At 45.0% G+C, this 17,166-nt stretch carries 18 protein-coding genes; 7 read left to right on the forward strand and 11 right to left on the reverse strand.

Features of this window, described 5'->3' with window-relative positions:
• The 4 genes from JEY82_RS13365 to JEY82_RS13380 are packed head-to-tail and all read left to right on the forward strand — an operon-like array spanning position 1 to position 2,851.
• A complete protein-coding gene (locus JEY82_RS13365) occupies positions 1-1,002 on the forward strand; it encodes a D-alanine--D-alanine ligase (protein ID WP_304086237.1) in 1,002 nt (333 codons plus the stop codon).
• On the forward strand, positions 1,002-2,000 hold the full coding sequence (locus JEY82_RS13370) for an ATP-grasp domain-containing protein (protein ID WP_304086239.1): 999 nt from the start codon (positions 1,002-1,004) through the stop codon (positions 1,998-2,000). Before JEY82_RS13365 ends, JEY82_RS13370 begins: the two co-directional genes overlap by 1 nt.
• Positions 1,990-2,535, forward strand: coding sequence for an N-acetyltransferase (locus JEY82_RS13375; RefSeq protein ID WP_304086241.1), 546 nt, complete (start codon positions 1,990-1,992; stop codon positions 2,533-2,535). The genes JEY82_RS13370 and JEY82_RS13375 overlap by 11 nt, the downstream gene beginning before the upstream one ends.
• Positions 2,536-2,575: 40 nt before the next feature.
• The gene (locus tag JEY82_RS13380; protein ID WP_304086242.1) at positions 2,576-2,851 is read left to right on the forward strand and encodes a hypothetical protein; all 276 of its coding nucleotides are present in this window, start codon (positions 2,576-2,578) and stop codon (positions 2,849-2,851) included.
• 82 nt (positions 2,852-2,933) lie between these two features.
• On the opposite strand, the gene lpxB is transcribed toward JEY82_RS13380, so the two are convergent.
• Positions 2,934-4,061, reverse strand: coding sequence for a lipid-A-disaccharide synthase (gene lpxB, locus JEY82_RS13385; RefSeq protein WP_304086245.1), 1,128 nt, complete (start codon positions 4,059-4,061; stop codon positions 2,934-2,936).
• Positions 4,062-4,270: 209 nt separating this feature from the next.
• Here lpxB and JEY82_RS13390 point away from each other — a divergent pair, with 209 nt between their 5' ends.
• The gene (locus tag JEY82_RS13390) at positions 4,271-4,531 is read left to right on the forward strand and encodes a hypothetical protein (RefSeq protein WP_092162096.1); all 261 of its coding nucleotides are present in this window, start codon (positions 4,271-4,273) and stop codon (positions 4,529-4,531) included.
• Between the two features lie 59 nt (positions 4,532-4,590).
• Here the strand turns inward: JEY82_RS13390 and JEY82_RS13395 are convergent, their stop codons facing one another.
• The gene (locus JEY82_RS13395; RefSeq protein ID WP_304086250.1) at positions 4,591-5,388 is read right to left on the reverse strand and encodes an A24 family peptidase; all 798 of its coding nucleotides are present in this window, start codon (positions 5,386-5,388) and stop codon (positions 4,591-4,593) included.
• Positions 5,389-5,507: 119 nt separating this feature from the next.
• On the opposite strand from JEY82_RS13395, the gene JEY82_RS13400 reads away from it, so the two are divergent.
• Positions 5,508-6,797, forward strand: a complete 1,290-nt coding sequence (locus tag JEY82_RS13400; RefSeq protein ID WP_304086253.1) for a phenylacetate--CoA ligase family protein — start codon at positions 5,508-5,510, stop codon at positions 6,795-6,797.
• Positions 6,798-6,998: 201 nt separating this feature from the next.
• Positions 6,999-7,169 carry a hypothetical protein gene (locus tag JEY82_RS13405; protein ID WP_304086255.1) on the forward strand — a complete coding sequence of 57 codons (171 nt, stop codon included), beginning with the start codon at positions 6,999-7,001 and terminating at the stop codon, positions 7,167-7,169.
• Positions 7,170-7,237: 68 nt separating this feature from the next.
• Here the strand turns inward: JEY82_RS13405 and pnp are convergent, their stop codons facing one another.
• The 9 genes from pnp to nusA all read right to left on the reverse strand — a co-directional run bounded on the left by pnp (position 7,238) and on the right by nusA (position 17,165).
• Positions 7,238-9,418, reverse strand: a complete 2,181-nt coding sequence (pnp, locus tag JEY82_RS13410; protein WP_304086258.1) for a polyribonucleotide nucleotidyltransferase — start codon at positions 9,416-9,418, stop codon at positions 7,238-7,240.
• A gap of 200 nt (positions 9,419-9,618) precedes the next feature.
• On the reverse strand, positions 9,619-9,888 hold the full coding sequence (gene rpsO / locus JEY82_RS13415) for a 30S ribosomal protein S15 (protein WP_092162102.1): 270 nt from the start codon (positions 9,886-9,888) through the stop codon (positions 9,619-9,621).
• Positions 9,889-9,956: 68 nt separating this feature from the next.
• Positions 9,957-10,895: a tRNA pseudouridine(55) synthase TruB gene (truB, locus tag JEY82_RS13420; RefSeq protein ID WP_304086263.1), complete on the reverse strand. Its 939-nt coding sequence runs from the start codon at positions 10,893-10,895 to the stop codon at positions 9,957-9,959.
• Positions 10,896-10,906: 11 nt separating this feature from the next.
• Complete coding sequence (locus JEY82_RS13425; protein WP_304086266.1) at positions 10,907-11,875, reverse strand: bifunctional oligoribonuclease/PAP phosphatase NrnA; 969 nt, start codon at positions 11,873-11,875, stop codon at positions 10,907-10,909.
• Positions 11,838-12,191 (reverse strand): 30S ribosome-binding factor RbfA, encoded by a 354-nt coding sequence (rbfA, locus tag JEY82_RS13430; protein WP_092162108.1) that lies wholly within the window; start codon positions 12,189-12,191, stop codon positions 11,838-11,840. The genes JEY82_RS13425 and rbfA overlap by 38 nt, the downstream gene beginning before the upstream one ends.
• A 41-nt stretch (positions 12,192-12,232) precedes the next feature.
• Complete coding sequence (locus tag JEY82_RS13435) at positions 12,233-12,520, reverse strand: DUF503 domain-containing protein (protein WP_304086270.1); 288 nt, start codon at positions 12,518-12,520, stop codon at positions 12,233-12,235.
• 52 nt (positions 12,521-12,572) lie between these two features.
• Complete coding sequence (infB, locus tag JEY82_RS13440) at positions 12,573-15,497, reverse strand: translation initiation factor IF-2 (RefSeq protein WP_304086272.1); 2,925 nt, start codon at positions 15,495-15,497, stop codon at positions 12,573-12,575.
• Between the two features lie 6 nt (positions 15,498-15,503).
• Positions 15,504-15,734 carry a YlxR family protein gene (locus JEY82_RS13445; protein WP_092162453.1) on the reverse strand — a complete coding sequence of 77 codons (231 nt, stop codon included), beginning with the start codon at positions 15,732-15,734 and terminating at the stop codon, positions 15,504-15,506.
• A 15-nt stretch (positions 15,735-15,749) separates the two neighbouring features.
• Positions 15,750-17,165, reverse strand: a complete 1,416-nt coding sequence (gene nusA, locus JEY82_RS13450; RefSeq protein WP_304086275.1) for a transcription termination factor NusA — start codon at positions 17,163-17,165, stop codon at positions 15,750-15,752.
• Position 17,166: the final 1 nt, after the last annotated feature.

Below are 17,166 nucleotides of genomic sequence, written 5' to 3' on the forward strand. Positions count from 1 at the left end.
ATGAAAATAGGCATGACATACGATCTCAAAGACGACTACCTTAAACGGGGTTTGTCTTATGAAGAGGCCGCAGAATTCGATTCCGAAGTGACTATTGCAGGAATCGAGAACGTTTTAAAAAAAAGCGGTCACACCGTGGACCGTATCGGGAATATCACTGATCTGGTGTCCCGGCTCGCGTCAGGCGGAACATGGGATATGGTCTTTAATATTGCTGAAGGCCTTAAAGGTCTCGGCCGTGAAGCTCAGGTTCCGGCTTTGCTGGACGCGTGGGGTATTCCTTATACTTTTTCCGGCCCTGAACTGATGTCATTAACCTTACACAAAGCCATGACAAACGCCGTGGTGCGCTCTTTGGGAGTCGCAACTGCGGATAATTTTCTGGTCAGAAATGTGGAAGAAATTTCGCTCGTGAATCTTCCGTTTCCGCTTTTTGCCAAACCGGTAGCGGAAGGCACGAGTAAGGGGATCAGCAGCCGGTCTTTGCTTCATAATAAAGCCGGACTTCGGAGTATCTGTACTGAACTGCTTGAAAATTTCAAACAGCCTGTTTTGGTGGAAACATTTTTGCCAGGCCGCGAGTTCACAGTAGGTTTGCTTGGCAGCGGAAGTGACAGCCGGATTGCCGGAGTCATTGAAGTCGCGGCTGTCGGAAAAGGCGATTCTTCTGCATATACTTATGAGAATAAGCAGGAATGGAAGGATCGGGTTTCTTACGAACTTGTTGATGATGAAGCCGCTATGAGTGCTGCTTCGTTAGCTATTAAAGCATGGCGCGGTATGGGATGTCTTGATGCCGGACGAGTAGACGTTCGTCTAGGACGGGATGGAGCTCCCAGATTTATCGAGGTTAATCCCCTTCCGGGGTTGAATCCCGAAAGCTCAGACCTTCCCATTCTGTGGGCTCTTGGCGGTGGCAAATATGAAAGTTTAATTAAAGAAATTTTACACTCCGCAATCCTTCGTCAGGGGCGGGTAGAAGCCTACAGGGGCGCTGCATAATGAAAAAGATTGCCGCAATTGTGCGAAATCACGTTTCCCCCAACGCTTCGATGGATGTTCAGGACGTAATCAATCAAAGTCGTTTCGTGAGTCGAGTGCTTCGCGAACAGGGCTGGAGCGTTGTTGAAGTGGAACTGGGCACTGATATAGGAGAGGTTGTGTCTACATTGCGGGGAATCAGGCCATATGTTGTTTTCAACCTCGTTGAAAGTTTCATGGGCTCGGATGAGTTAGCTAGCATGGCTCCTGTGATATTCAGGAATCTAGGACTGTCATATACAGGAGCGGAAAGTCCTGTGCTGTTTATGACCAATGACAAGTTAGCCGCTAAACGTCATATGCTGTCTGTTGCTTTGCCGACTCCGTTCGGACTTGATGAAATAGGGCTTAAACGAGGACGTTTTAACCGTCCGGGGCGCTACATAATTAAAAGCCGATACGAACATGCTTCCCTTGGACTCGATGAAACGTCAGTGGTTTACGCCGAGAAAGCCGAAGATCTTCTTGCGGCAATGGACGACCAAAGGTCGCGGTTGGGCGGTTTCTGTATTGCTGAGGAGTTTATTGCTGGGCGTGAATTCAGTGTTTCTCTCCTTGAATCACCCAATGGAGAGTGCCTGATTCTCGGTTCTGCTGAAATTGCTTTCAGAGCCGACATGCCTGTGAAAATCGTCGGCTATGAAGCAAAGTGGGAAGAAGGCTCTGACGCGGATAAATCCACTGTCAGAGGGTTTGGGTTTCGTAAAGCGGAGCCTGAGTTGTCACGTCTTCTGGAAAAAACTGCGTTTGATTGCTGGGAGGAGATGGGACTCAGCGGGTATGCCCGTGTTGATTTCCGGGTTGATGATAAGGGGAGTGTTTACATCATTGATGTTAATGCCAACCCGTGTCTCTCGGAAGATGCGGGATTCATAGCGACGGCAATAGAAGTTGGCTGGAAATCTGAGGCTGTCATTTCCGCAATCGTAAAAAGTGCTTTAGGAAGATATGCAAATTAAACGAAATTGCGCGGATATAGTCACTCCTGAAGTTTTGCCCTATGAGATTTGTTTTTTGACTGAACTTGTTTTCGATGATGTCAAAAAACTTTGTTCAATGACTGCTCAGACAGGCTTTTTCTCAGAAGAGGAAGTGCTGATTGTTGAAGAGTTGGCATGGGCTTCCATTTCCGAAGGAGAGAAAAGTGGTTATCACTTTTTGCTGGTCCTCCCGCAGCATGAGGGGGGTGCAAATCCTTTAGGATTTGCCTGTTACGGGCCGATTCCGGGAACAAAAGACAGCTGGGATCTTTATTGGATTGTAGTTGATGAAAAAGTTCAGGGATGCGGATACGGCAGAAGAATTATCAAGGAAGTTGAGAGCCGTATACGGGCTGTTGACGGAAGAAAAATATTCTTGGAAACATCATCCCGAGAAGAATACTCTTCAACCAGAGGCTTCTATGAGTCCAGTGGCTATGTATTGGAATCCCGTCTTTTGGATTATTATGACCGTGGCGAAGATTGTATAATATTTGTAAAAGAACTGATCTAAACTGAACCGGCTGATTTTAAATTTTGCCGGAGAGATTTTTATGAAAAAAACAAATGGACTGACAAAAATTTGCGGACGAGTTTTACCGTGGGAAAAGAGTCCTGAAGATTCTTATCTGCTTATGATCGCAACGGATGAAAATGAGCACCTTGTGGTTGATCAGACTAATGCCGGAATAGACTTGGAAGATTACGTAGGCGACTGGGTTGATGCTTCTGGCGTAATTAGAAAAGGTGAAAGTTGTCTGCGCATTTGCGTACACTCTTTTCAGGTTTCCGACGAAGACGATTGGGACGAGGAAGATGACGGCTGGTAGAAAATTACAGATTAGTATTATTTGCCCGGCGCTTCAGTTTATGAAACGTCGGGCTTTTTTGTGTCTTGTGAATACTTATTTTTTATAGAGAATTAAGATCGTCATGAATTATTTCAGCAACTCTGTCCGCAACTCCCGGCTCTCCGATCATTTTACGAAGATCTTTTAGCTCATTTCTGACCGCAGCGGCTGAGGCAGGATTTTCAATCCACTCACGCATATGGGGATAAAAAAACTTAGCTGAGGCTTTTTCGAGCAGGCACTCAGGAAGAATGGGTTTGTCGGGGATTAAATTGGCAAGGCTCACATATTTCACGGATATAATTTTTCGGGCTAGGAACGCTGAAAATGCTGACATTTTGTATGCGACCAGTGTTGGCGTGCCGATAAGGGCGCATTCAAGTGTTGCAGTGCCGGACGCTGCCATGATTACATTTGAGTTGCGCATTAACCTATAGCGGTTTTCAGGCTGATTAATGGTGACGGGAATATTGGAAGGCCAGAAACTGCGTAATTTTTTTTCTGTCACTCCCGGAGCGCGTGCTATTGAAAATTTCAGATAAGGAAAATCTGCAAGCAGCATTTCGGCTGTTTTAGCAAATTCCGGTAGTAGTGAAGAGATTTCTTTGCTTCTACTGCCTGGAAGAATTCCCACGAGATTCGGGTCAGGATCTATTGCATCAAGTTCTGCAAGTGGAATCAGGTCCAGCAGAGGGTGTCCTACATACTGAGCGTCTACTCCGCGATCTTTAAAAAATTTCTGTTCGAAGGGTAGAATGCATAAAATTTTACGTACATATTTTTGCAGGAATTTGGCTCTTCCCTGCCGCCAGGCCCATATTTGCGGCGTAATGTAATAATATACCGGAATGCCGAGTTCATGGGCAATCTTGGCGACCCTGAAATTAAAGTCTGGGCAGTCAATTAATATGACAGCCTTGGGGCGTTCCGCTTTCAGAATGTCCTTGATTTGTCCGAATAATTTTAACAGACGGGGCAGTTTGGGAAATACTTCGGTAAAACCTACGAGGGAAATCAACTGCATAGGGTAGCGGATGTCACACCCCGCTTTTTCCATTGCTGATCCGCCCATACCTAAAATTTTCAGGTCGGGGTCTTTATTTATAAGTTTGGAAGCAAGCAATGCGCCGTGCATATCACCGGAAGCTTCCCCTGCGTTAATCCAGATGCTGTTGTTTATTTTGCTCATGTCTGTATTTATTTAATAAGTTATAAAAAATGATAATACGTTTGCTGCGTAAAAAAGGCAACGGTTGTGCTGCAGAGGGTGTCGGATGGATATTTAGAAGGCAGCTTAATCAAGGTTGTATGCTGAATTACTTGCAATAACGTATAAAATGGTGTTAATTCGATATAGCTAACAAGGGGTTTATTAACATTATTTTTAAGGAGTGCGAGATGGCTCAGAAGAACGTAAAAAAGATGATGGGCGTGCTGTCCGGAGTCTTTGTCCATACCGGCAATCTTTCCAAAGAAGAAGCCATGAAAATGACAGGCATGGATGAAGCTGAATTTAAAACTGTTTATGATAAAGCTGCGAATGTTGTTAAAAAGCTTGAAAGCTATGACACCGCTGCTGAAAAGTATGACAAATTTTCTGAACACCTTTGGGAAGAACTTCAGGAATATGTTAAAAAGTTCGGTCCATTCGGAGTTTAATTAATTTTTATCCGATCCAAAAGGGGAGGTCTGTGAGGACTTCCCTTTTTTATTTATGTTTAGCCGAGTAAATACCATAACCAGAATGGTTCTGCGTAAAGAATGCTGAGCATTGCTCCCAGAGCCAGAAAAGGCCCGAAGGGGATCATGCTTCCATACTCTCTCTTTTTTACCAGCATCATAATAAGTCCCGCGCATAATCCCGAAAAAGCGGCAATCGTAATTACAAGCGGAAGGTTTTGCGGTCCGGCTAACGCTCCTATCATGCACATAATTTTTACATCACCGAGCCCCAATCCTTCAACTCCTTTGAGTCCGCGATAAAGAAGCCTCAGCGACCAGAACATTCCTCCGCCGAGAACTGCTCCGAGCAGAGCTCCTTCCCATCCTACATTTGTGAACAGAGCCGCGCAGGGAATGGCTGCTATTGAACCGGGGATGGTTATGATGTCCGGGAGGATAAAAGTTTTCAGGTCGATAAAAGATGCGACAATCATAAGTCCGCCGAAAAACATGTACATAATCCATAAAGTTGATGGACCGTACATAAACATTAGTAAAATTGCCCATAATATGGAAACGGATTCTATTACCGGATACATGGGGCTGATCGGTTTGCGGCATTCCGAACATTTTCCTCTCAGTAAAAAAAAGCTCACCAGTGGAATATTTTCATACCACTTGATTTTATGTCCGCACTCAGGGCACATTGAGCGTGGCGGATTTGTAAGGGTTTGTCCTGCAATATAGCGGTATACAGCACATGCATAAAAACTGCCGAGCACTGCGCCGATTAGGGCTGCTGCTGTAATCGCGGCGGGAGATGCATTCATAAAATTTATTGTGGATAATGGCATGATGATCAGGTCTTACTCGAAGATTTATGGTTTTCTTGCAAAAAAAATTAGTTTAACAAAGTCACTCAGATATGATTACGACAGTTATCGGGATTGAACAAGTTTTCAAGGAGACCCCAATGAGCGGTAAATATAGACTTATTCCAGAGCTTGAACCTGAGGAATTAGCGAAGAAGCAGCTTGAAGGACTCAAGTGGACGGTCTCTCATACTGCTGAGAACTGTCCGTTTTATGCTTCGCAATATAAAGAAAAATCTATTGAACCCGGTGAGATAAAAACTCTGGATGATATTAGAAAACTTCCTTTTACCTCCGCAGATGATTTGAAAGACGGCTACCCGTTGCCGCTTTTGTCTGTTCCTGAGGAACAAGTCGTAAGAATCCACGGTTCAAGCGGAACAACCGGAAAACGGAAAATTTTATCGTACACTCAAAAAGATCTTGATACATGGAAAAATATGTTTGCCCGCTGTTACGAACTTGCCGGGCTGACAACTCTTGATCGGGTGCAGATTTGTGTGGGGTATGGTCTCTGGACTGCCGGGGCCGGATTCCAACTCGGTTCTGAACATTTCGGAGCAATGACTCTGCCTGTCGGGCCGGGAATGCTGGAAATTCAACTTCAAATTTTGGTTGATCTAGAGGCTACATGTCTTTGCTCGACCGCCTCCATGGCGCTGCTTTTGGGCGAAGAGGCTCACAAGGCGGGTTTAACTGATAAGCTTAAACTCAAGCGTTGTATTTTCGGAGGAGAAGCTCATACTCCCAAAATGCGTAAACAGTTTGAAGAGTCACTCGGGCTTGAATCAAGTCACGATATTTCCGGTATGACCGAGCTTTATGGGCCGGGAGCGGGCATTGAATGTCAGGCTCATGACGGAATTCATTATTGGGGTGATGAATACATTGTTGAAATTATTGATCCCGTTACTCTTGAACCTGTCGCAGATGGTGAAACAGGGGAACTTGTTGTTACTACACTCAATAAAGAAGCTTCTCCGCTTGTGCGTTACCGGACTCATGACCTAACCCGGATTATTCCCGGAAAGTGCTCATGCGGGTGTTCTATGCCGCGTCATGACCATATTTCAGGTCGAAGCGATGATATGTTTATCTTCCGTGGTGTAAATATTTATCCGGGGCAGATCGGTTCTGTGCTTGAATTTTTCTCGGAAGCCAGTTCGGAGTATCAGATTTTTCTAGAAAGACGCGAAGGACTTGATCACATGTCTGTCAGGGTTGAGCGTAAACCCGGGATCTCCGCAGAAAATGATGCAAATCTAGCCAAAGCTATTTGTGATAGAATCCGTAAATTTATTTTGGTCAGGGCAAATGTTCAAATTTTGAAGCCCGGACTTTTGCCGAGAAGTTTCGCAAAAACAAAACGTGTTTTTGATGAGAGATCTTGATTTAAATAGTTACTAATTAATTTACTTTTCAAATTATTAAAATTCCAAGTTGTAAGCCGATGATAGAGGCTTACTGCTTGGAATTTTTATTTATGAAGAATATTGAATAAAATATTTTAAGAAATTAAAATAATATGTAATTATGAAATAATATTTTTTAAGTGCTCATTCTTTTCGGTGGATATTTAAAAGGAGATGTTTATGAGTAAGTTAATTTGTTCAATTATGTTGGCTATGTTTCTTTTTTCAGTAATTCCAGCTTGTACATGGATGGGAAAGCAGACTGGAAAGGTTACAGAAAGTGTGAAGGAATCTCCTGACGATTTTAAGGAAGGGTATGAGCAGGGTAAGCAGGAAATAAAAGATAAATAAAAAGGCCGCTGAACTGTTACAGTTCAGCGGCCTTTATTTTGTAATTTAAGGCTTAGATCTTAAGTAGCTTATCTGCGTGGACGGCTGTCGCGACGGCCACCGCTAGGCATTTTGAATCTATCAAGATCAACTTCCTGTCCAGCCTGCTCCATGAGCCAAGCTTTACGGGAAAGTCTGATACGTCCGTTAGGCTGAACTTCAACAACCTTAACAGTTACTTCCTGACCGAGTTGAATCACGTCAGTTACGTTTTCGATGCGTTCAACGTCAATCTGTGAAACGTGCAGAAGGCCTTCGAGTCCGGGTAGAATCTCAACGATTGCGCCGATTTCGAGGATCTTTTTAACGGTACCAACGTAGTTTTTACCGAGTTCTGCTGTCTGGTCGTAGTACTGAACCATTTCCACAGTTTTCTTGAGAGAATCAAGAGTCGGTGCGAAGATGGAAACTTTACCTGAATCTTCAATATCGATATCAGCTGAAGTTTCAGCAGTGATCGCTTTGATATTTTTACCGCCAGGTCCGATGAGGTCTCTGATTTTTTCCGGGTTGATGTTAACAACCTGCATCTGAGGAGCATGATTTGAAAGCTGAGCTCTTGGAGCTTCTATAACTTTCTTCATGTCATCAAGGATAAGCATTCTTGCTTCTTTGGCCTGAGAAAGTGCTTTGCGAAGAACATCAGCAGGAATACCGCTGATTTTGATATCCATCTGGATGGCAGTGATGCCTTCTTCAGTACCGGCAACTTTAAAGTCCATATCGCCGAGAGCATCTTCGTCGCCGAGAATATCGGTTAGTACGAAGTAGTCGTCGCCTTCTTTACAAAGACCCATTGCAATACCTGCAACAGGAGCTGTGATTGGAACACCTGCGTCCATGAGAGACAGAGTTGTGCCGCATACGGAAGCCATTGAGGATGATCCGTTAGAGTCCATAACTTCTGAAACTACACGCATGGTGAACGGGAAGGATTCAGCAGAAGGCAGAACAGGAGTAAGAGCGCGTTCTGCGAGTGTTCCATGTCCGATTTCACGGCGAGAAGGAGCACGAAGGAATCTGGCTTCACCAACACAATATGGAGGGAAGTTGTAATGGAGCATGAAACGTTTAGAATCGTCACCGATGAGGGTTTCAAATCTTTGTTCGTCGCGTGAGCTACCAAGAGTACAAATTGCAAGAGCTGATGTTTCACCTCTGCGGAACAGAGCGGAACCATGAGTCATAGGCAGTGTGCCGACTTCCATGGAAAGGTTACGGACTGTAGTAAGGTCACGTCCGTCAATGCGGATTCCTTTTTCTACAATGCGATTACGAACTATTTTCTTTTCAAGAGCAGCCATTGCTTCGCCGACAGCTTTAGCTCTTTTAGGTTCTTCCGGGAATTTTTCTTCGATGAATTTAACAGCCTTTCCTTTAATTTCTGATTTGGCAGATCTACGTGCCATTTTTTCAGGAATAGTAAGAGCTGTGTCGAGATCGGCAGCAAAGTTGTCAGAAACTAAATTGATAACTTCATCGTCTTTGACAGTTTCAACTACTTCAATTTTAGGTTTGCCGATTTTTTCTCTGAGTGCGTCCTGAAGGTCGAACATTGGAGCAACCTGCTCGTGTCCCCATTCAAGTGCTTCAGCAATTGTAGTTTCAGAAAGGAACTGAGAGCTTCCTTCAACCATGATTACTGCGTCGCGTGTCGCTGCAAAAACAAGGTTGAGATCGCTGTCTTCAGCAATACCTTTATAAGTAGGGTAGAGAACGAACTGGTTATTGACCATTCCGATTCTGGCTGCAGCGATAGGCCCGTTAAAAGGCATATTTGAAATATGAAGTGCTGCGGAAGCTCCTGTCATAGCCAGAACATCAGGGTTGGTGTGTTCGTCAGCGGAAAGTACAGTTGCGATAATCTGTACTTCGTCGCAGAAAGATTTAGGGAACATAGGGCGGATAGGACGGTCCATCATGCGGGAAACAAGAGTTTCACGGTCAGAAGGGCGACCAACTTCACGGCGGAAATAGCCACCGGGAATGCGGCCGGCTGCATATGTTCTTTCAAGATAGTTACAGGTAAGCGGGAAAAAGTCTCTAGGCTCACTTGTAGCCATGTTGACAGCTGTTACGAGAACGACGGTTCCACCGGACTGAATCCATACGGTTCCGTTGGTCTGGTTAGCCATGCGGCCTGTTTCAAGTTTGATATCAAGTGCGCCGACTTGACCTGTTACTTCGATTTTATCGAGTGGTACTAACATTTAAACTCCTTGTGAGTTTGGTTTTAAACTATTGTGTACAAACGGATTTCGAAGCAGCCCGAATTTTCTAGCCGGCTTAGGGAAGATTTCAGAGTTAAAATCTGAACGCTTGCCTTAGCCAACTAAAAATCCATAGTGGGATGCATGAGTCCGTGTTTAAAAATGAGAAGGGGGAGGTAATACCTCCCCCAAAAAACAACTTATTTGCGAAGACCAAGTCTTGCGATAAGATCACGATAACGCTGAATGTCTTTAGACTTCAGGTATTTCAGGATGTTTCTGCGCTGTCCTACCATTTTCAGGAGGCCTGTGCGGGAATGAAAGTCCTTTTTGTGAGTCTTGAAGTGGTCAGTAAGATACGTAATCCTTGCAGTAAGGAGTGCTACCTGTACTTCAGGGGAACCGGTGTCTCCAGGTGTTGTCTGATAGTCCTCAATTACTTTTGCCTTATCTACAGCAGTCATTACCACAGCGATACCCTCCTACGCGCCCGTGCGCGATGTTCTGTTTGTGCCGGAAGTAAAATTCCCACAGGGAATCAACCCCACAAGCCGCGAAGAACAGTCCAGTGCAGACGATTATCAATAATCTTGGCTTCCGCTAAAGATAACGGAGTACCGTCGGAGGCAAGAAACATAGCCCTATCTCCTTCGATTAAAGCAATTCCGACTGATCCGGGCACATTTTCGACCGGGATTCTTGTTCCGTTCATGATATCGGTTGCCATCTGTTCACCCACAGTGAACTTAGGCCAGTGAGGCAGTGCTTCCGCAATAGGAATAACACGGCTCTCAAAACCGTCAGGATCGTTAAGAACCTCGTCTAAGTCATGCGCATCCACCAACCTGAAAGGTCGGCTTTCTTCACGCTTAAGTGATTCCATTACTGCGCCGCATTCGAGCCGCATCCCCAAGCTGTGGACGAGGGAGCGAATATAGGTGCCGGCAGAGCACCCAACTCGAAAACGGGCCATTGGCAGACTCACTTCCAGCGGTTTAGCTTCAAAAATTTTAATGCTCTTGATCTTGACGGGAATTTCTTCGCCATTTCGAGCCAGCTCATAGAGCGGTCTGCCCTTGTGCTTAGCTGCCGAATATGCGGGAACCTCCTGACTAGTCAAGTCATTCCATGCTAAAATTTCATTTTCGACCATCTTTTCCGTAATGCCGGAAATATCATGGGTCGAAGTTTCTTGGCCTTGAATATCGTAAGTGTCTGTAGTTCTACCGATAATCAGGCTTCCGGAATAAATTTTTTCATTTTCAGTCAAATACGGGCCGAGCTTGGTGGCCTGCCCGAGCATTACCAGCAAAACACCCTCAGCAAGAGGGTCCAGTGTGCCGGCATGACCTATTTTATATTGCATCAATTCCCGTTTGATCGAGTTGAGGCAATCTGCTGAAGTCGGGCCTGAAGGTTTATTCAGGACGAGGACTCCATGTTTCTGATGAGGGCTTACGCGAGGTTTTCTTCCCACAGGATTATCCTTTATATATGATATAGCTTTTCAGCTAAAGCTGTGGTGAGTCTAGTGCGAACATTTTCAGCAGAGCTTTCAATCATGCCGCCGCTGGCGTTTTTGTGTCCGCCGCCGCCGAACATGGAAGCGATCATCTGAACATTGTCAGAACCGGACGAACGCAAGCTGAATTTAAATCTGTGCTGAGAGTCTTCGCGGACAACAATTGCAACACGCACATTACGAATTCTGCGGATGAAATTGACTAATCCTTCACAATCCGGCCCACCGGTATTAGTTTCAGTCAGCATTTCCTGAGTGATGAAAATTATAGCTGTCTGGTCATTATGATACAGTTTGACTTTGTCCAGCGCAAGGGTCCACAGTTTGATCCTTTTCATGGTCCACTGGTTGCGTATTTTTGGAACGAATTCGTCTAACTGTAGGCCGTGTCTGATGATATCGGCAATTATTTCAAGTGTTTCAGGTTTGGTGTTCCCGTAAGTGAAAAAACCGGTATCTGTGGCGATTGATAAATATAGTGCTTCACCAATAGCGCCTGAAAGAGAAATTTTCAGTTCACGTGCGATAAGCGTGATCATTTCACCGACAGCAGGGCGTGTTGTATCTACCCAGTTGATGGTGGCAAAATCAGTATTGCCCATGTGATGATCAATGTTTATGGATTTTTCAGGGTCCATAGCATTCATGAGAGTTTCACCCATGCGTGGAGCATCACCACAATCCAGAATTATGTACCAGCCGTCGAATCCTTTAGGGATTTCGGTCAGCATGGGAGCTGGAAATTGGAGCCATTCCATAGACTCGGGAACGCCGCTCTGGTTATAGATGCGAAAGCGTTTTCCGAGAGATTTTAAGATGAAACCGAGTGCGGCAGTAGAGCCTAGTGCGTCACCATCAGGATGGTAATGTGCTGCAATAAGAAAATCGTCTTCACCCTTAAGAATCTGGCAGATCTCTTTGAATTGGTTTTCCATATACCATCTCCTCAAGGAAATTATCGTGAATGAATGTGAGCTGTGGAACCTGTCTGACTCTCATGCGCTTGCTGAGTGTGCTGCGCATATAACCGGCAGCGTTCTGCAGTGCTTGTTGTGCAGAAGCAATTCGTTCTTTGTCTCCTGAAAGAGTAAAAAGAACTTCAGCAAATTTGAGATCTTTATTGAGTCTGACTCCGCTGATTGAAACAAGTTCAAGACGCGGATCTGCTACATCTTCAATAAGCATTGTTGCGATTTCTCGCATTATCATGTCACCCATTTTTATTGAGCGGCGTGATGTGGACGTTTTCATATCTATCTACCTTTAAAAAAAGACTATCCTGACCGTTGTGGTCAGGAACTAAAAAATTCGGTTTTACAGTGCACCAATTCTGCCGGGGAAATTGCTTCAATCATGGACAGCGCTTTTGATAATCTACTTTCAACTTTACGAGTTTCGCCTGCTACTGTCACTACTGCCAGCACCAGTTTTTCATGGGAGTCTTGCGCTTCTATCTCAGAAACCGATACATTAAATTTATTACGCAATTTTTGTTTCAGGCTAAGTGATATTTTCCGTTTGCCTTTTAGAGACCTGTTCCCGTGAAGTCTGAATTCCAGTGAAAGTACGCCGATTATCATTTGGGTGCCGGAAATTTAAAAAAGGGGCGGCAAGTGCCGCCCCTATGATTTGCTATTCGAGAGTTCTTGCTACTTCGACTTCTTCAAAGGCTTCGATTGCGTCGCCTTCCTTGATGTCGTTGTATCTTTCAAGTCCAACACCACATTCGTAGCCTTTTGCTACTTCTTTAGCGTCGTCTTTGAAACGTTTGAGCGAGGTCAATGTTCCGGTATAGATTACAACACCTTCACGCAGAAGTCTGACTTTAGCATGTCTTGTGAGTTTTCCGTCTATAACCTTACAACCTGCAACTGTTCCGATTTTCGGTACAGTGAATACCTGCTGAACATCAGCCTGACCTAAGTAGTTCTCCTTAATATCAGGGGAGAGCATACCGGCCATAGCGTCTTTGATTTCGCTGACCAGTTTGTAGATGATGTCGTAGAAGCGGATTTCCACTTGTTCACGTTCAGCCACTTCTTTGATTTTAACAGTAGGTCTTACGTTAAAACCGATGATGATGGCCTGACTTGCAGATGCGAGCAGAATGTCAGATTCTGTGATGGCACCGGCTCCTCCGTGAATGACTTCAACTTTAATTTCTTCAGTAGCAAGCTTTGCGAGAGCTTCAGCAATTGCTTCAAGTGATCCCTGTACGTCGGCTTTAAGAACCACGTTGAGAGTCTGAATTTCCTGATCAGGTTTTGATGCAAGGAATGATTCAAGAGTAACCTTGGATTTTCCTGCAAGCTCACGTTCGCGATGTTTCAGCTTACGTTCCTGAGCAATTTTACGAGCAATTTTATCGTCAGCTACGCAGATGAATTCATCACCTGCTAGAGGTATTCCGTCGAATCCCTGAATTTCTACAGGGAAAGCGGGACCAGCTGTTTTAATATTATGTCCACGGTCATTGAACATGGCTCTGACTCGTCCGTGGTAAAGTCCGCAGACGAAAGGATCTCCCTGATTGATGGTTCCTTCCTGAATCAGGACGGTTCCGAGAGGGCCACGACCCTTGTCGAGTTTTGCTTCAACAATGTTACCGCGAGCTGATTTGTTCGGGTTAGCTCTAAGTTCCAGAACTTCTGCCTGGAGCTGAACCATTTCGAGCAACTGATCAAGTCCTGTGCGTTCTTTAGCTGAAACGGGAACGAACATTGTGTCTCCGCCCCATGCCTCTGGTACAAGGTCGAAATCAGCAAGTTCGCGTTGAACTCTTTCAGGGTTGGCTCCTTCTTTATCCATTTTGTTGACTGCAACAACAATGGGAACTCCGGCAGCCTTGGAATGGCTTATTGCTTCACGGGTCTGGTCCATAACTCCGTCATCGGCGGCGACAACAAGAATTACGATGTCAGTAACCTGTGCTCCACGGGCTCTCATGGTTGTGAAAGCTTCATGGCCGGGAGTATCAAGGAATACGATATCTCCGCGATTGGTGGAGACATGATAAGCACCGATATGCTGTGTTATGCCGCCTGCTTCACCATCGGTAACAGTACTGTGACGGATGGCGTCAAGCAGTGATGTTTTACCATGGTCAACGTGTCCCATGATGGTAACGATGGGAGGACGAGGCATAAGTTCTTTTTCATCATCAGCTTCGTGTACCGGTACTAATAATTCTTCTTCGGAGAAGGATACGTTTTCGATTCCATATTCAAATTCTGCTGCAAGCAGGGTCGCTGTATCCAAATCAAGAGACTGGTTTATGGTCGCCATGACTCCGAGAGCGAAGAGAGTTTTAATAAGCTCTTGCGCTTTGAGTCCCATCTGGTGAGCCATATCAGCTAGTCTGATAGCTTCATTGAATTTTACTTTACGCTTTGCGGCCTTCAAAGGCTTCTGCAATACAGGCTCAACTTCTTTATTTTTGCCTTTTTTGCCTTTTTTCTTGTGACGGAACTTACTATCCATATCACGTTCTTGATTGGTCTTTTTGTTATCTTTACCAAACTCAACAACGCGTTTATCTTTCTTGAATTTCTTCTTTTTGCTCTGGCCTTCATCTGAGCCTGGCTGAGGAGCACCCGGAACAGGTCTTCCGCTTGTAGCAGGTCTGCCACCTGGAGCAGGTCTGCCACCTGGAGCAGGTTTGCCACCCGGAGCAGGTCTACCGCCCGGAGCAGGTCTACCGCCCGGAGCAGGTCTGCCACCCGGAGCAGGTCTGCCGCCCGGTCTGGCCGCAGGTCTACGCTCTGGCAGTCCTCTATCTCCGGCAGTTCTTGCTCCTGCTGGACCTTCTGCCGCACGCTGTGCAGCTTGAAGATTAGGATCGGGCCTTGAAATAATTTTTACCTTAGGAGGCTCGATTTCTTTCTTTTTCTTGCGTTTTTTCTTTTTAGGCTCGGAATCTTTCGCCTTAACGTCTTTTTTATCAGCAGCGGGCTGTTCTTTCTTTTGTTCGCTAGTGGCTTTTTCTACAGGGGGAGCCGAAGCAGCTACTTTTTTGGGAGCTTTTTTCTCGGCTGAGTCCGCAGATGGGGGTGTTTCCGCTTTTTCAACCGGTGCGGTTTCTTCCTTCACAGGAGCTTCTTCTTGTTTCTTTTTTTCAAGGTCTTCAGGCTTGATAATTTTAACAAGAGGTTTAGCATCCTTAAGAGGTTCTTTCTTTTTAGCTTTTTTCTTTTTAGCAGGGGCAACTTTTTCAGTTGCCTCTTTTGCATCGGCAACAGGAGTTTTGACGTCCTTTTTAGCTGGCTTTTCAACAGGAGCTTTTTTAACTTCAGTTGTTTTTTCTTCCGGCTTTTCAGCTTCGTCTTTAGGTGGTCCGGCTTTACGACGGCGCACTATAACTCCGGGCTGAACTTCTCTTTGAACAACATTTGAGGATGCTCCGGCAAGTTCTTTGCGGATGGTCTGAGCGGAATCCGCATCAATGTCCGCAACAGTACTTTTTGCCTGCACTCCTAAATCTCGCAACTTTTGAAGAATATCCTTGGGATTGACGCCTAACTCGACGGCCAATTCCTTAACTTTTATCTTTGCAGTCATATAACACTACCCCCTGAATTTCTTCTTGCGCGGCTTAAAAAATTTAATTTTTTCCAGACAGCGTTCATTTTCGCAGACGTAGTATCCGCGTCCATGCATTATTTTCTTGTTGTCCGGAATAAGCTCGTAGTCGGAAGCCCCCTTGCCGATAACGAACCTGAGTAGGTCTTTTTTGGCAAATCGCTGCCTGCAAATCACGCACGATCTGACTGGATCATTTCCGTCAGTGCTATCCATTCCGGTCAAAGACTACTACTCGCTTATTTCTTTATCAGTTTCCGAAGTTTGGTTTTCTTCGGATTTACTTTCTTCAGTTTCAGTTTCTACAACTGAGGCATCTTCGTTTTCTTCTTCGGGAACATTTGCTTTTCCCTCAGCTTCTTCCAGAGATGCTTGTTTGATTCTCAAAGATTCTTCCATGTAAGATTCTTCATCTTCACCCATGCCAAGCAGCTTAATTGCTGATTTGATATCGGCTACTTTTGAAGGAGTCATATTCTCAATTGTCATGAGAATTTCTTCAGAAGCTCTGGCAATCTGATTGACGGTCTCGAAACCGGCTGAAATGAAATTATCAAGGCTTATTTCAGCAACGCTTGCAAGCTGGTCCATTCCTTTGCTTGCTGCGTTCATTTCGCCGTAGCGGCTCTCGGTGAATATATCAATTTTCCAACCGAGCAGTCTTGATGCCAGCTTAACGTTTTGTCCTTTGCGACCAATTGCAACAGTAAGCTGGTCGTCAGGAACAACCACTTCAAGAATTTTTTCATCATCATCAACGGCAATTCTGGAAATAATAGCAGGTGAAAGTGCATTCTGGGCATAGACAGCAATGTCCTGACTCCAGACTACGATATCAATTCTTTCACCACGGAGTTCCTGAACTATGTTCTGGATGCGGGAACCGCGAATACCTACGCAAGCTCCTACAGGATCAACATCTCTGTCCAGTGAGTTAACAGCAACTTTGGCCCGGAGACCTGGATCACGGGCTACACCCATAATTTTTACTGTATCATCGTCAACTTCAGGAACTTCTCTCTTGAAAAGTGCGGTCATGTAATCAGGGTGAGAACGGGACACAGTTATCTGAGGTCCGCGTGCTTCTTTCTGTACATCAATGAGGAAAGCCTGAACTCTGTCTCCGCGTTTGTATCTTTCGCGGGGAATCTGCTCGTTTTTAGGTAGAACTGCTTCAGTGCGTCCCAAGTTGATAATCCAACCGGAACGGTCTCTGCGCTGAATAATACCGCTGACGATTTCGTTTTTGCGGGTTTTATATTCATCGTAGATAATTTCCTGTTCAGCATCACGCATGCGCTGAATAATTACCTGCTTTGCGGATTGAGCTGCGATTCTTCCAAGATCTTCGATTTTGAGCTTAAAGCCCATTTCGTCGTCGACCTGAACATTCGGATCATGTTCTTTAGCTTCTGAAAGGACGATTTCGCTTATCTCGTCAGTTACTTCTTCAGCAACTACTTTAAACTGGTAAACTTCAATTTCACCGATATCTTCATTATAGTTGACTTCGATATCCATGGCGTCGCCATATTTGCGAGCCACAGAAGAACGAACTGCTTCTTCAAGTGTATCTACCAGAAGATCTCTGTCGATCCCACGGTCTTTGCTGATTTGATCGATCGCTTTTTTCAGTTCAGATCCCATG

This window comes from Maridesulfovibrio ferrireducens (assembly GCF_016342405.1).
In the GTDB taxonomy this organism is placed as follows: Bacteria; Desulfobacterota; Desulfovibrionia; order Desulfovibrionales; family Desulfovibrionaceae; genus Maridesulfovibrio; species Maridesulfovibrio ferrireducens_A.

Bases quoted from the DNA above. Each gene is read 5' to 3' on its own strand.
- JEY82_RS13365 (WP_304086237.1), top strand. From the start codon at position 1: ATGAAAATAGGCATGACATACGATCTCAAAGACGACTACCTTAAACGG.
- JEY82_RS13370 (WP_304086239.1), top strand. From the start codon at position 1,002: ATGAAAAAGATTGCCGCAATTGTGCGAAATCACGTTTCCCCCAACGCT.
- JEY82_RS13375 (WP_304086241.1), top strand. From the start codon at position 1,990: ATGCAAATTAAACGAAATTGCGCGGATATAGTCACTCCTGAAGTTTTG.
- JEY82_RS13380 (WP_304086242.1), top strand. From the start codon at position 2,576: ATGAAAAAAACAAATGGACTGACAAAAATTTGCGGACGAGTTTTACCG.
- lpxB (WP_304086245.1), bottom strand. From the start codon at position 4,061: ATGAGCAAAATAAACAACAGCATCTGGATTAACGCAGGGGAAGCTTCC.
- JEY82_RS13390 (WP_092162096.1), top strand. From the start codon at position 4,271: ATGGCTCAGAAGAACGTAAAAAAGATGATGGGCGTGCTGTCCGGAGTC.
- JEY82_RS13395 (WP_304086250.1), bottom strand. From the start codon at position 5,388: ATGCCATTATCCACAATAAATTTTATGAATGCATCTCCCGCCGCGATT.
- JEY82_RS13400 (WP_304086253.1), top strand. From the start codon at position 5,508: ATGAGCGGTAAATATAGACTTATTCCAGAGCTTGAACCTGAGGAATTA.
- JEY82_RS13405 (WP_304086255.1), top strand. From the start codon at position 6,999: ATGAGTAAGTTAATTTGTTCAATTATGTTGGCTATGTTTCTTTTTTCA.
- pnp (WP_304086258.1), bottom strand. From the start codon at position 9,418: ATGTTAGTACCACTCGATAAAATCGAAGTAACAGGTCAAGTCGGCGCA.
- JEY82_RS13425 (WP_304086266.1), bottom strand. From the start codon at position 11,875: ATGGAAAACCAATTCAAAGAGATCTGCCAGATTCTTAAGGGTGAAGAC.
- rbfA (WP_092162108.1), bottom strand. From the start codon at position 12,191: ATGAAAACGTCCACATCACGCCGCTCAATAAAAATGGGTGACATGATA.
- JEY82_RS13435 (WP_304086270.1), bottom strand. From the start codon at position 12,520: ATGATAATCGGCGTACTTTCACTGGAATTCAGACTTCACGGGAACAGG.
- infB (WP_304086272.1), bottom strand. From the start codon at position 15,497: ATGACTGCAAAGATAAAAGTTAAGGAATTGGCCGTCGAGTTAGGCGTC.
- JEY82_RS13445 (WP_092162453.1), bottom strand. From the start codon at position 15,734: ATGGATAGCACTGACGGAAATGATCCAGTCAGATCGTGCGTGATTTGC.
- nusA (WP_304086275.1), bottom strand. From the start codon at position 17,165: ATGGGATCTGAACTGAAAAAAGCGATCGATCAAATCAGCAAAGACCGT.